Annotated in this window: 10 protein-coding genes; 2 read left to right on the forward strand and 8 right to left on the reverse strand. The window is 73.7% G+C overall.

Annotated elements, in window-relative coordinates; genetic code table 11:
- Nucleotides 1–153 precede the first annotated feature (153 nt).
- Entirely contained in the window at nucleotides 154–621 is a 468-nt protein-coding gene (locus ICW24_RS12890) for an RDD family protein (RefSeq protein ID WP_226346123.1), read from the forward strand.
- Between the two features lie 110 nt (nucleotides 622–731).
- Here ICW24_RS12890 and ICW24_RS12895 read toward each other — a convergent pair whose 3' ends face one another.
- From ICW24_RS12895 to ICW24_RS12930, 8 genes are all read right to left on the reverse strand, one after another.
- Entirely contained in the window at nucleotides 732–1,481 is a 750-nt protein-coding gene (locus ICW24_RS12895) for a DUF4191 domain-containing protein (protein WP_226346124.1), read from the reverse strand.
- An 18-nt stretch (nucleotides 1,482–1,499) separates the two neighbouring features.
- Nucleotides 1,500–2,522, reverse strand: coding sequence for a lipoyl synthase (lipA, locus tag ICW24_RS12900; protein ID WP_226346125.1), 1,023 nt, complete (start codon nucleotides 2,520–2,522; stop codon nucleotides 1,500–1,502).
- A gap of 138 nt (nucleotides 2,523–2,660) precedes the next feature.
- Nucleotides 2,661–3,374, reverse strand: coding sequence for a lipoyl(octanoyl) transferase LipB (gene lipB, locus ICW24_RS12905; protein WP_226346126.1), 714 nt, complete (start codon nucleotides 3,372–3,374; stop codon nucleotides 2,661–2,663).
- A gap of 98 nt (nucleotides 3,375–3,472) precedes the next feature.
- Nucleotides 3,473–4,372: a TIGR01777 family oxidoreductase gene (locus ICW24_RS12910; RefSeq protein WP_226346127.1), complete on the reverse strand. Its 900-nt coding sequence runs from the start codon at nucleotides 4,370–4,372 to the stop codon at nucleotides 3,473–3,475.
- 91 nt (nucleotides 4,373–4,463) lie between these two features.
- Entirely contained in the window at nucleotides 4,464–6,323 is a 1,860-nt protein-coding gene (sucB, locus tag ICW24_RS12915) for a 2-oxoglutarate dehydrogenase, E2 component, dihydrolipoamide succinyltransferase (protein WP_226346128.1), read from the reverse strand.
- 56 nt (nucleotides 6,324–6,379) lie between these two features.
- Nucleotides 6,380–7,783 carry a dihydrolipoyl dehydrogenase gene (lpdA, locus tag ICW24_RS12920; RefSeq protein ID WP_226346129.1) on the reverse strand — a complete coding sequence of 468 codons (1,404 nt, stop codon included), beginning with the start codon at nucleotides 7,781–7,783 and terminating at the stop codon, nucleotides 6,380–6,382.
- Nucleotides 7,784–7,985: 202 nt separating this feature from the next.
- The gene (locus tag ICW24_RS12925; protein WP_226346130.1) at nucleotides 7,986–10,058 is read right to left on the reverse strand and encodes an acyltransferase family protein; all 2,073 of its coding nucleotides are present in this window, start codon (nucleotides 10,056–10,058) and stop codon (nucleotides 7,986–7,988) included.
- 333 nt (nucleotides 10,059–10,391) lie between these two features.
- Nucleotides 10,392–11,987 (reverse strand): leucyl aminopeptidase, encoded by a 1,596-nt coding sequence (locus ICW24_RS12930; protein ID WP_226346131.1) that lies wholly within the window; start codon nucleotides 11,985–11,987, stop codon nucleotides 10,392–10,394.
- A 420-nt stretch (nucleotides 11,988–12,407) separates the two neighbouring features.
- On the opposite strand from ICW24_RS12930, the gene gcvT reads away from it, so the two are divergent.
- A complete protein-coding gene (gene gcvT / locus ICW24_RS12935) occupies nucleotides 12,408–13,517 on the forward strand; it encodes a glycine cleavage system aminomethyltransferase GcvT (protein ID WP_226346132.1) in 1,110 nt (369 codons plus the stop codon).
- Nucleotides 13,518–13,648 lie beyond the last annotated feature (131 nt).

The raw sequence follows: 13,648 nt of genomic DNA on the forward strand, positions 1-13,648 counted from the left end.
CACCGTCACCCGATTGTTTCCGGGGGGTTTCAGGCCGTGGCCCCGGGTCGCGCCGTCGCAGGCCTGGTCGTGCTCGACGCTATCGCGTCGGCGCCCCTCCCGCGCCGCCCGGACCCGCCCGGCGTCGTCGGAGCGCCGCCTAGAGTGGGTGCCGTGGTCGATCGCAGAGACATCGGTTCGTGGCTCGAGGGCCCCGGCGCCCGCGGGCCCCAGGACCCCGAGGCCTACCCCGGCGCATCCCTCGGGCTCCCGCAGGACGGTCCCGGCTCCCTGGCCCCGATCGGCCGACGTGTGCTCGCCCTGTTCATCGACGGAGCGGTGGCCCAGCTGATCGCGCGCGGACTGCTCGGATTCGAGCTCGGGGTGGGCGGCTTCGACGCCTTCAAGCCCCTGCTCGTCGTCTTCGTCATCAACGTGCTCATGGTCGGCGCCGGTGGCTGGACCATCGGGCACCGGCTCCTGGGGATGCGCGTCGACGCCTGCCCCCGCGGGTGGGCCGGCCCGCGCCGCGCCCTCGTGCGCGCGCTCCTGCTCTGCCTCGCCGTCCCGCCCCTGGTCGTCGGCCGCGACGGTCGCGGCCTGCACGACCGCCTCGCCGGGACGGTCCTCGTCCGCTCCTGACGCGTCCCGCCCCGGACGCCTCCCGCCCCGGACGCGAATCGGCCCGCCCCCGGACGGGGAGCGGGCCGATGCGGCGTTCGATGTCGTGACGAGGCCCGGGGGCCGGCGCGTCACATCCGGGGACGCCCCCCGGAGCGCATCCGCTGCGGGTCCATGCCCTTCGGCACCGGCGGGGCCACCCGCGCGAGGGCGTGCAGGCGCCGGTTCACCGCCGTCACCTCGTGGTTGGTGAGCTGCTTCTTCAGCTTCTTCATCCGGCCGATGACCTCGCGCGCGGCGACGACGTTCTCGCCCTCACCCGTGCCGAGGCGGTAGGTCGTGACCGGGACGTTCGGCACGAGGCGCCCGACGCGCTTGCGCTCGGCCGCGAGGAGCTTGTTCGTGCGGCCCGTCGGCCCCTCGCCGATGAGGACGACACCCGGCCGCCCGACGGCGCGGTAGACCATCGAGGCGTGCTCGAGGTTCGCGCCGCGACCGCCGTCGACGGCCACCGGTTCCTGTTCGTAGGCCCAGCCCCGGCGCAGCCCCTGCAGGACCGCACCACCGGCCCCGGGACGACCCTCGATGGCGCCGTACGCCGCCTTCTCGGCCACGCGGGAGAGCAGGAACATCGCGGCGAGCGCGCCGAGGGGGAGGGCGAGGAACCCGCCGTACACGGGGTGGCCGAACGCGGCGCCGATCAGGACACCGACGAGCACGATCCCGAGGATCGCGCCGGCCATTTTCCAGCCAATGAGCCGGTCGGCCCGGTGCGCCAGCGTGAACACCTGACGGAGCTGCGCGAAGCGCTGCTTCTTCTCCTTGGGCGGCTTGGCGGACGCCGAACCGTCGTCCGTCCTTCTCTTCAACAAACGGGCCATGGCGGTGGAGGTCGCTCCTTACGAGGCGGTCAGGCGCCGCTCGACGAGGCTCGCGGCCTCCTGGCGCGCGGGCGCGTCGACGTCCTGATCGAGGTGGGACAGGTGCTCGGGAATCGTACGGCCGGACGCGCGCATCGCCTGCGCCCACAGCCGGCCGGCGCGGTAGGAGGACCGGACCAGCGGGCCCGCCATGACGCCGAGGAAACCTACCTCGCGCGCCCGGTCGGACCAGTGGACGAACTCCTCCGGCTTGACCCAGCGGTCGATCGGGTGGTGCAGCTTGCTCGGGCGCAGGTACTGCGTGATCGTAAGGATGTCGCAGCCCGCGTCGTGCAGGTCGCGGATGGCCTCGTCGATCTCGTGGTCCTCCTCGCCCATCCCGAGGATGAGGTTGGACTTGGTCACGAGGCCCTCGGCCTTGGCCATCGAGAGCACCTTGAGGGACTTCTCGTACGTGAAGGCCGGCCGGATGCGCCGGAAGATCCGCGGCACCGTCTCGAGGTTGTGGGCGAACACCTCCGGGCGGGCGTCGAAGACCTGGCCCACGAGTTCGGGTCGGGCGCCGAAGTCGGGCGGCAGGATCTCCACGCCCGTGTTCGGGTTGAGCCGGTGGATCTCGCGGATCGTGTCGGCGTACAGGCCGGCGGCGCCGTCCGGACGGTCGTCGCGGGCCACGCCGGTGACGGTCGCGTACCGCAGCTCCATCCGTGCGATCGACTCGGCGACCCGGCGGGGCTCGTCGAGGTCGAGCTCGGTGGGTCGGCCCGTCGCGATGTCGCAGAAGTCGCAGCGTCGCGTGCACACGTCGCCGCCGATGAGGAACGTCGCCTCGCGGTCCTCCCAGCACTCGAAGATGTTGGGACACCCCGCCTCCTGGCAGACGGTGTGCAGACCCTCGGTCTTGACCATCGAGTGCAGCTGGGTGTACTCCGGACCCATCTTCGCGGTGGTCCGGATCCAGGACGGCTTCCGCTCGATCGGGGTCTCCGCGTTGCGGGCCTCGACCCGCAGCAGTCGGCGTCCCTGCGGTGTGACGGTCACGGACGGCTCCTTGTTCGACGTCGGGTACGGCCGGCGGGTGACGCCGACCGTGGCGCGCGGCACGAGGGAGTTCGTCAGCAGGACGTCAACCGCCTCGTGGCGCGCCGGGGCGCCGTGGTGTGGCGCGGGTACCCCAGCCTACGCGCCCGCCGCGCGCGCCAGGGGCGCGGTGTCGGGCTCGTCGACCCCGGCACGCCAGTCCGCGTCGGCGCGGACGGCGACCGCGTCGAGCACGCGGCTCAGGTGGGCCTGGGCGAGGGGGAGGATCTCGCGGACCGTGACGTCGCGCCCCGTCTCGAGCGACAGATTCGTCACACCCGCGTCGGCGATGCCGCACGGCACGATCACCCCGCCCCACCCGAGGTCGCAGTCGGCGTTGAGCGAGAACCCGTGCTGGGTGACGTTCTGGGCGACGCGGATGCCGATGGCGCCGACCTTGCGTTCGGGCCGGGTCGCGTCGGCGGGGATCCACACGCCGCTGCGCCCGGCGACCCGCTCGGCGTGCACCCCGAGGTCGGCGCACACCCCGATCATGACGTCCTCGAGCCGGCGGACGTGCGCGACGACGTCGAGGCGGCGGGGGAGCCGGACGATGGGGTAGCCGACGAGCTGCCCCGGGCCGTGCCACGTGATCTTGCCGCCGCGGTCGACGTCCACCACGGGCGTGCCGTCGAGGGGGCGCTCGTGCGGCTCGGTGCGCTTGCCGGCCGTGTAGGTGGCGGCGTGCTCGAGGAGGAGGGTCGTGTCGGGCAACGTCCCCGCGACGACCTGCGCGTGCACCGCCCGCTGGTGGTCCCACGCCTGCCGATAGTCGACGAGGTCCGGGTCCAGGCCGAGCACTTCGAAACGCATGGCCCGAGTCTAGGCCGCACGGTGGCGGGTGACGGGCGCCGACCGGTCCGCTCCCGGCCCGACCCGCGACCGGACCGGCAGCGGCGCCGCGGCCCCGGTCAGGAGCGGGTGACCTCGGCCGCGAGCGTCGACTCCACGTCCGGCCGGGAGAACGCGAAGCCGGCGTCGGTGAGCACCTCGGGAACGACGTGCCGGCTGCCGAGCAGCTCGGTGGACATCCCGCCGAGGCCGAACTTGATCGCGGCGGCCGGCGCGGGGAGGCCGTACGGACGGGAGACGAGGCGGGCGAGCGTGGCGAAGACGTCCTTCTGGCGCGCCGCCTCCGGCGCCACGAGGTTGACCGGTCCGGTGATCTCGGGGTGGTCGAGCAGGAACGTCAGTGCGGCGACCTCGTCCTCGAGCGAGATCCACGCCCACCACTGCTCGCCGGTGCCGAGGGGCCCCGCGAGGCCCGCCTTCGCGAGCGGCAGGGTCTTGGCGAGCGCCCCGCCACGCGTGCTGAGCACGATGCCCGTCCGGGCGAGGGCGACCTGGTGGCCGTCCTTTGCGGCGAGCATCGCCTCGGCCTCCCAGTCGCGGCAGACGTCGGGCAGGAACCCCGGCTCGCACGACGCCGTCTCGGGGAGGAGCGCCTCGCCGCGATCGTCGCCGTACACGCCGATGGCCGACCCGCTGACGAGCCGGACGGGGCGTCCGAGCCCGGCGAGGGCCCGGACGAGGGTGCGCGTCGAGTCGAGCCGCGAGCGCCGGATCGTGGCCCGGTACTCGGCGCTCCAGCGGTGGTCGGCGATGCCGGCGCCCGCGAGGTTGACGACGGCGTCGACGCCGTCGAGCGCGCCCGGGTCGAGGGGGGAGCCGGGCTCCCACCGCACCTCCGACGACGTGCGGGGGGCCCGCCGCACGAGGTGGACGACCTCGTCGCCGCGCTCCAGCAGGGACGACGACAGCGCGCCGCCGATCAGGCCAGAGGCTCCGGTGATGGCGACGCGCTGTGTCATGGGTGTCTCCTGAGTGTCTCCTGGCGGCAGTGTCGAGCGGTGACCTGCCATGGGGTGCGGGCCGGTGGCCCGCACCCCGACCCTGCCAGGATCAGACGTCGAACGCACCCTCTTCCAGGCGCTTCTTCAGCGCGGAGAGGAAGCGACCGGCGTCCGCGCCGTCGACGATGCGGTGGTCGTAGGTGAGCACGAGGTTCATCATCGAGCGGATCGCGATCGACTCGTTGCCGTACTCGTCCTGCACGACGACGGGCCGCTTGACGATCGCGCCCGTGCCGAGGATGGCGACCTGCGGCTGGTTGATGATCGGCGTGTCGAGGATCGACCCGTTGCTGCCGATGTTGCTGATGGTGAACGTGCCACCACCGAGCTCGTCCGGCCCGATCTTGTTCGTGCGGGTGCGCTGGGCCAGGTCGGCGATCTTGCGGGCGATGCCGGCGATGTTGAGGTCGCCGGCGTCCTTGACCACCGGGACGACCAGGCCCTTCTCGGTGTCGACCGCGATGCCGAGGTGCTCGCCGTCGTGGTAGACGATGTTCTCGCCGTCGACGCTCGCGTTGATCGACGGGAACGCCTTGAGGGTCTCGACCGTGGCCACCGCGATGAACGGCAGGAACGACAGCTTGGCCCCCTCGCGAGCGGCGAAGCTCTCCTTGTTCTTGGCCCGGACCGCGGCGATGCGCGTCATATCGACCTCGACGACCGCGGTGAGCTGCGCCGAGACCTGCAGGGACTCGACCATGCGCTGCGCGATGATCTTGCGCAGGCGCGTCATCTTCTCGGTGGTGCCGCGCTTCGGCGAGACCGGGGCGCTCGCGCCGCCGCCCTTGCCGGAGGGAGCGGGAGCCGCCTGCGCCGCGGGAGCACTCGGGGCGGACGAGGAGTCCGGCGCCGGGGCCGGCTGCTGCTCGGGCTCCGCGGGCTCGGCCGCGGCCTTGGCCGCATCGAGCACGTCCTGCTTGCGGATGCGGCCCCCGACGCCGGTGCCCTTGAGCGAGGACAGGTCGACACCGTTGTCGGCGGCGAGCTTGCGCACGAGCGGGGTCACGTAGGCGGAGGCGTCCTCGACGTCGTCGGACGACGCGTCCTGCTTCGGCTGCTCCGCCTTGACCTCCTCCTTCTTGGGGGCCTCGTCCTTCGTCGGGGCCTGCTCCTGCTTGGGGGCGGCCTCCTCCTTCTTCGGAGCCTCCTGCTTCGGCTCCTCCTTCTTGGGCTCCTCCTTCTTGGGCTCGTCCTTCTTCGGCTCATCCTCGGCGGCGGACCCGCCGCCGGAGCCGCCGATGATGGCGAGGTCGGCGCCGACCTCGGCCGTCTCGTCCTCGGCGACGAGGATCTTCGTGAGCTTGCCCGCGACGGGCGAGGGGATCTCGGTGTCGACCTTGTCGGTCGAGACCTCGAGCAGGGGCTCGTCGACCTCGACGTCGTCGCCCTCCTCCTTCAGCCAGCGCGTGATGGTGCCCTCGGTGACCGACTCACCGAGCGCCGGCATCGTGACGCGCTCGCCGTCGCCCGACCCCGAGTCGCCGGAGCCGGAGTCCGAGCCGGAGCCCGCCGTGCCCTCGGGGTCGTCGGACTCGGAGCTCGGGGACGCGGAGGTGGTCTCCTCGACGGTCTGCTCGGTCTCGGCCGTGGCCTCGTCGGACTCCTTGGCCGCCTCGGCGTCGGACCCGTCGGAGGAGGCGGACTCGTCGCTGCCGCCCGCGTCGTCGGCGTCGCCGTCACCGATGATGCACAGGTCGGCGCCCACGTCGGCGGTCTCGTCCTCGTCGACGAGGATCTTTTGCAGGGTGCCGGCGACCGGCGAGGGGATCTCGGTGTCGACCTTGTCGGTGGACACCTCGAGCAGCGGCTCGTCGACCTCCACCCTGTCGCCCACGCTCTTGAGCCACTGGGTGACGGTTCCTTCGGTGACCGACTCGCCAAGAGCCGGCATGGTCACGCGTTCGGACATTTGAGAGATCTCCTCCGTGTCGGTGTTGACGTGAGTCTAGGACGCCGTGGCCCTGGTCATGCGTGGGCGTGCAGCGGTTTTCCGGCGAGGGCGAGATGCGCCTCGCCGAGCGACTCGTTCTGCGTGGGGTGGGCATGGACGAGGGCGGCGACCTCCTCGGGCAACGCCTCCCAGCCGTAGATGAGCTGCGCCTCGCCGACCTGCTCGCCCATCCTCGCGCCCACCATGTGCAGCCCCACCACCGGCCCCGTCTGGTTCGCCCCGCCCCGGCGCACGAGCTTGACGAACCCGGTGGTGCCGAGGATCTGGCTCTTGCCGTTGCCGCCCAGGTGGTACTCGTACGTGGTCACCTCGCCGTACCGTTCGCGGGCCTGCGCCTCGGTGAGCCCGACGGAGGCGATCTCGGGGTCGCAGTACGTGACGCGCGGGATCCCGCTCTCGTCCAGCGGGGTGGGGTGCAGGCCGGCGAGGTCCTCGGCGACGAAGATGCCCTGGGCGAAGCCGCGGTGGGCGAGTTGCAGGCCCGGCACGATGTCGCCGACCGCGCGGACACCGGGGACGTTCGTGCGGCAGCGCTCGTCGGCGAGGACGAAGCCGCGCTCGACGGCGACCCCCGCCTCCTCGTAGCCGAGGCCCTGCGTGACCGGGCCCCGTCCGACGGCTACGAGCAGGAGGTCGGCGCGCAGCGGATCGCCCGACTCGACCGTGACGGTGACGCCGTCCGCGTCCTGGGTCGCCCCGGCGAGGCGGGCGCCCGTGCGGACGTCGATGCCGCGGCGCCTGAACGCCCGCGCCAGGGCGGTGGACACCGCGGGGTCCTCGGCGGCCACGAGGCGGTCGAGGGCTTCCACGACGGTCACGTGCGCCCCGAAGGACCGGAAGACCGAGGCGAACTCGACCCCGATGACCCCGCCGCCGAGGACGACGACGCGGTCCGGGAGCGTCTCGAGCCTCAGGGCCTCGTCGCTGGTGAGGATGCGCCCGCCGATGTCGAGGCCGGGCAGCGTGCGGGCGCGGGAACCGGTGGCGAGGACGACGCTCGGGGCGGTCAGCCGGAGCGGACCGTCGGCCGTGGCCACCTCGACGGCGTCGGGGGCCGCGAGCCGGCCGTCGCCCTGGACGAACGTGATCTTCTCGGCCCCGGAGACGAGACCCTGCAGACCCTGGTACAGGCGGCCGACGACCCGGTCCTTGTAGGCGTGGACGCCGGCGAGGTCGACGCCCGCCAGGGTGGCGCGGACGCCCACGGACTCGGCCTCGCGGGCCGTGTCGGCCACCTCGGCGACGTGCAGGAGCGCCTTGGTCGGGATGCACCCGCGGTGCAGGCACGTGCCCCCCAGCTCGGCGCGTTCCACGAGCGCCACGCGCAGGCCGAGTTGGGCTGCCCGCAGGGCGCAGGCGTATCCGCCGCTGCCCGCTCCGAGCACGATGAGGTCGAAGGCGTCGTTGCCTGCGGTCATGGGGTGTCGCCCTGCTTCCTGCCGGGTCACGGCACGCGAGGTGGGACGACCGCGCGGCGTCGGGCCGCCCGGCCGGCCGTGGCCGGCGACGGTGGCCCCGGACACGACGGGCCCCATCCTCTCATCGGCGCGGCCGGCACGCGGGCCGAGCGACGCGTCCCGGGTCGACGGTGGACGAGGGCGGGTCCCGCCGCGGGGCGCCTCAGTTCGCCGGCGGCGTCCCCCAGGAGGCGCCCGTCGCCTCGGCGACGCGGTCGAGCAGGCCCGTCGAGACCGTGGTCATGGCCGGGCCCGAGAAGTGCGATCCGTCCGGCCGGGCGTACTCGGCGCCGCCGGGTGCGGCGAACCGGGCGCCGGGCAGCCGCGCCGGGGTGTGGTCGTCGCACGGGTTCCCGTCGTCGCGGCAGTAGAGGTCGTCGACGCGGACGGTGACCACGCGAGGGTCGCGCTGCGCGTACTCGCGCACGATGCCGTTCCACGTCCGGCGCAGGTCGTCGTGGTTGCGCAGCCGGTCGAGGAACGCGTGGCACTTCTGCGGCGTGCACCGGGTGTCGATGCCGTCGCCGACCCGGTCCACGTCCACGATGACGAGCCGGGCGCCCGTGGCCGTGAGCCGGTCGACGGCCTCCGCCAGCGACGCCTTCTGCGCCGCCCAGAACTCGTCCGTGCCCGCGACGAGGGGCCGACCGTCCGGCCCCTGGCGGTCGGCGAGCTCGTAGCGCGACCACCAGACGACGACGCCGGGCTTGGCCTGCTCGATCGTCTCCGTCTGCGCCTCGGGGACCTCCTGCGCACAGGACCCCCCGGCGAGGAGTGTCCCGTCGACGTCGAGGGCCGGCACCCCGATGGCGGGGCAACCGCCGCGGGCCGCGTTGAGCACGGTGAGGTCGCGCCGCGCCGCGACCGGATCGAGGGCGGGCACGAGGCGCCGCATGACGCTGTCGCCGACGACGACGACCGTGCGGTCGCTCTGCGTCCCCGACGCGAGCGCGGGCACGACGGTGTTGAGCGGGGTGCCGCCGAGCATCGAGGTGACGAGGGCCACCACGGCCATGACCCCGGCGGCCTGCACGAGGACGCGGCGAGGGTGCCACCGGGCCGGGCGACCGGACCGGATCGGCGTCTCGATCAGGTGGTAGGACAGCGCGGCGAGGGCCACGGTGAGCGCGACGACGAGGGCGGCGCGGCGCGGCGAGAAGCCGTGCCCGTCGATGATCCACACGGCCAGCGGCCAGTGCCACAGGTAGATGCCGTAGGAGATGCGCCCGAGGTAGGCCATCGGCGTCGACCCCAGGACCAGGGTCAGACCCCGGCGCCGGTCGGCGACGCTCGTCGCGGCCACGAGGACGAGGCAGGCCAGGGCGAAGGCGAACGCGCCGCCGCGGAAGTACAGCGGGGACGGTGCGTGGGAGTCGCCGAGCGTCGCGACCCCCGCGACCACGCCGGCGAGGCCGAGCCACATGAGCGGCTGGCTGCGTTCGGTGACGACCCGGCGGACGCCGGGTCGGGCCATGAGGGCGGCCCCGAACGCCCCGAGGAGGGGCTCGAAGGCCTTCGTGTCCGTGCCCATGTAGGCGCGGTCCGGTCCGGACGGGTCGTAGAGCGTCGCCATGAGCACGACGGACCCGAGGATCAGCGCGCCGGCCGCGACGAGCGCGGCGGTCGCGGTCCGGCGCCTGCGGTCGGCGTTGCGCTCGTTCCGGCCGGCGGAGTCGATGGGGCCGTCGGAGGCGGTCCGTGCCCGGCGCAGCGCGAGGGCGCCGAGCCCGGCGAGCAGGAGCGGCCACAGGAGGTAGAACTGCTCCTCGACCGCGAGCGACCACACGTGCTGCAGCGGTGACATCGTCCCGTCGGCCGCGAAGTAGCTCGAGGTCGAGATGAACCGCCAGTTGCCCACGTAGAGCAGCGACCACAGGGCGTCGGCCCCGAGACCGGGGCGTCGGAACGGGGGAGCGGCGATCATCGCCCAGACGAGCACCGTGAGGATGACGACGATCGAGGCCGGCAGGAGCCGGAGCACGCGCCGCATCCAGAAGCGGGCGAGGTCGATCCGGCCGCGATGCGTCAGCTCGGTGAGCAGCAGCGTGGTGATGAGGTAGCCCGAGAGGACGAAGAAGACGTCGACGCCGAGGAATCCGCCGTGGGAGAACGGCAGGCTCACGTGGTAGGCGATGACGAGGAAGACGGCGACGGTCCGCAGCCCGTCGAGCGCGTCGAGGCGCCGTGGACGCGTACCGCGACGCGATCGGGCCGGGGCGGGCGCGGGCTGGCTCACGAGGGGACGACTCCTGACGCTGCGGCGCACGCCCGGTGGTCGCGGTGTGGATCGCGGTGGCATCCCTGGCCCCCCGCGGCGCGCGGGCCTGCGATGACGTCCCCCAGTCTACGGCGGAGGCCCCGATGGGCCGCGCCGCCGCGCCCGGTCGACCCGCCGCGCCGCGGGCCGGCCGTGCCGGCCGGCGGACCCACCGCAACCGCCCGACCTCGGGCCACCGCGACGCCCCGCCGCGGAGCCCGGGGTCAGGGGCCCGCCGTCGCGGGGGCGTCGAGGTGGGTGCGGCCGTCCGGGTGGCCGGCGGTGGGTCGGGCCGGCGAATCCCGCCCGAGGTCAGGCGCGGGACTCGGCGAAGCCGACGAGGGTGCGGACGCCGTACCCCGTGCCCCCCTTGGGGGTGTAGCCGTGCGCGGAGCCCTCGTTGTAGGCCGGACCCGCGATGTCGAGGTGACCCCACGAGTGGGGGCGGCCGTCGGCGCTCGCGCCGGCGAACTCGCGCAGGAACGCGGCCGCGACCATCGCGCCGCCCTCGCGCTCGCCCGTGTGCTTGAGGTCGGCGACGAGGGAGTCCATGCCGGACCGGATCTCCTCGGCGATCGGCATCGGCCACACGCTCTCGCCGGCGGCCGTGGCCGCGCTCGTGAGCTCGCCCTGGAGGTCGTCGTCGTTGGCCATGACGGCGGCGGTCCGCTTGCCGAGCGCGATCATCGCCGCGCCGGTGAGGGTGGCGACGTCGACGATGGCGTCGGGGTCCGACTCGGCGGCGAGCGCGATGCCGTCGGCCATGACGAGGCGGCCCTCGGCGTCGGTGTTGATGATCTCGACGGTCCGTCCGCCGCGCATGGTCACGACGTCGCCGGGACGCTGCGCGTTCGATCCGGGCATGTTCTCGGCGAGGCACAGGTAGCCGGTGACCTCGACGGGCAGGCCGAGGCGGGCGATCGCCGACACGGCCGCGGCGACGGCGGCGGCACCGCCCATGTCGCACTTCATCGTGATCATGCTCCCGGCGGGCTTGATGCACAGGCCGCCCGAGTCGAAGGTGATGCCCTTGCCGACGAACGCGAGGCGGGCGCGGGCCTTGCGGCGGGGGCGGTAGGTCATCGTCACGAGGCGGGGCGGCCGGGCCGACCCCTGCCCGACCCCGAGGATGCCGCCGAATCCGCCCGCCTCGAGCGCGGACTCGTCGAGGACCTCGACGTCGACGCGCTTGGGCGCGTGCTCGCGGACGGCGTCGGCGAAGCTGGCGGGGTACAGGGCGTTGGGGCTCGTGTTGACGAGGTCGCGGGCCCAGGCCTGCTCCTGCGCGAGGACGGCCGCGCGCTCGAGGGCGGCGTCGAGCTCGGCGGACGACGGGCCGCACACGACGACCTCCGCCACGGGCGCCCCGGACCCCTCGCCGGGCGTGCTGCGGTGGCGGTCGAAGCGGTAGGCCCCGAACGCCGCCCCCTCGGCCGCGGCGACGGCGAGCGCGGTACCGCTCGCGATCTCAGTGCTCGTGGCGCTCCGGGCGCTCTTGGTGCCCTTGGCGTTCTTGGCGCCTTCTGCCTCGCCCGCGGGGGCCGCGACGACGACCCGGCTGCGACCGGCGAGGGAGCGGATCGCGGCGCCGGCGGCCCGGCGGACGGTCTCCTCGCTTGGGACCTCGCCCGGTTCGTGGGCGCCGAGGCCGGCGACGACGACGAGCGGGGCGGCGACTCCGGGGGTGCCGGTGACCGACACGTTCTCGCCGGCGGTGCCCGCCGCGCGCAGGGTGGCGAGCGTCTCGGTCAGGTGGGTCCGCGCCTTCTTGCCGAGTGCCTCGGCTCCGAGGAGGCGGACGCCGGGCCGGCCCTTCGTCGTCGACCCCTGAGCGGGGACGGCGAAGAGGACGAGGGCGTCGGCCTCGATCTCGTGGGGGGCCGAGGTGGACGGGGACAGCGTCGTCACGGGTGGTCCTTTCGCTGGGGTGGCACCGGCGTCCGGATCGGGCGGCCGTCGGGGATGTCCGTGACCTCAGGATATTCGAGCGGCGAACGGAGGGGAGCGTGCGAGCCGTAGTGAGCGCGACAGAAGGCTCTGAGCGGCGAACGGAGGGGAGCGTGCGAGCCGTAGTGAGCGCGACAGAAGGCTCTGAGCGGCGAACGGAGGGGAGCGTGCATGCCGTAGTGAGCGCGACAGAAGAATCTGAGCGGCGAACGGAGGGGAGCGTGCAAGCCGTAGTGAGCGCGACAGAAGGCTCTGAGCGGTGAACGGAGGGGAGCGTGCGAGCCGTAGTGAGCGCGACAGAAGGCTCTGAGCGGCGAACGGAGGGGAGCGTGCGTGCCGAAGCGAGCGCGACAGAAAGCCCCTGCCGCTAGGTTGGCGGTCATGACGCAGACGGACCCGTTGACCTCGCCCCTGCACGAGCGCCACGTCGCGCTCGGCGCCAAGATGGCCGATTTCGGCGGGTGGCAGATGCCGATCGAGTACCCCGGCGGTGGCGTGCTGCGTGAGCACACGGCCGTGCGCGAGCGGGTCGGCATCTTCGACGTCTCCCACCTCGGCAAGGCCCTCGTCTCGGGGCCCGGGGCGGCGGACTTCTGCAACGCCTGCTTCACGAACGACCTGCGCAAGGTGACCCCGCCCAAGGCGCAGTACACGATGTGCTGCGATCCCGAGACGGGCGGCGTCGTCGACGACCTCATCCAGTACTACAAGGGGGACGACGAGGTCTTCCTCATCCCCAACGCCTCGAACACGACGGAGGTCGTGGCGCGGATGCGCGCGGAGCTGCCCGAGGGGCTGACGCTGACGAACCTCCATCACGACCACGGCATCATCGCCGTGCAGGGGCCGCGGTCCGCTGAGGTCGTGGCCGCGCTCGGCCTGCCCACGGACCTCGAGTACATGAGCTACGCGGACGCCGCGTTCGGCGGCGAGCCGCTGACGGTGTGCCGGACGGGTTACACGGGGGAGAAGGGGTACGAGCTCGTCATGCCGTGGGGCCGGGCCGAGGCGGTGTGGGACGCGCTCGTCGAGGCGATGGCCCCGTACGAGGGGCTGCCCTGCGGTCTCGGGGCGCGCGACACGCTGCGCACCGAGATGGGGTACGCCCTGCACGGTCACGAGCTGAGCATGGAGATCACCCCGAACATGGCGCGCGCGGGCTGGGCCGTGGGCTGGGACAAGGAGACGTTCTGGGGCAAGGACGTCCTCTCGGCGCAGCGCGCCGAGAAGTCGTGCCGCCTCGCGTGGGGACTGCTCGTGGACGGTCGCGGCATCCCGCGGGCCGGGTGCGTCGTCAAGAACGCGGAGGGCGCCGAGATCGGGGTCGTCACGTCCGGGACGATGTCGCCGACGCTGAAGAAGGGCATCGCCCTCTGCCTGCTCGACCGCGGGGCGAGCGTCGGCGACGAGGTCGTCGTCGACGTCCGGGGCCGCGACGTCGCCGCCACGGTCACCAAGCCCCCGTTCGTGCAGGCCGGCGCCGGGGACTGACGGGGAGGCCGACCCGGGGGCGAGCACGCCGGACCGGACGGTCGCTGGGCTCTCAGCCGGTCCGGTCCCGCAGGACGTGTTCCGACGGGTCGAGCGGCACTCCGCCGATGCGCGCGATCTCCGCGGCGTGT

The organism is Agilicoccus flavus (assembly GCF_014857905.1).
In the GTDB taxonomy this organism is placed as follows: Bacteria; Actinomycetota; Actinomycetes; order Actinomycetales; family Dermatophilaceae; genus Agilicoccus; species Agilicoccus flavus.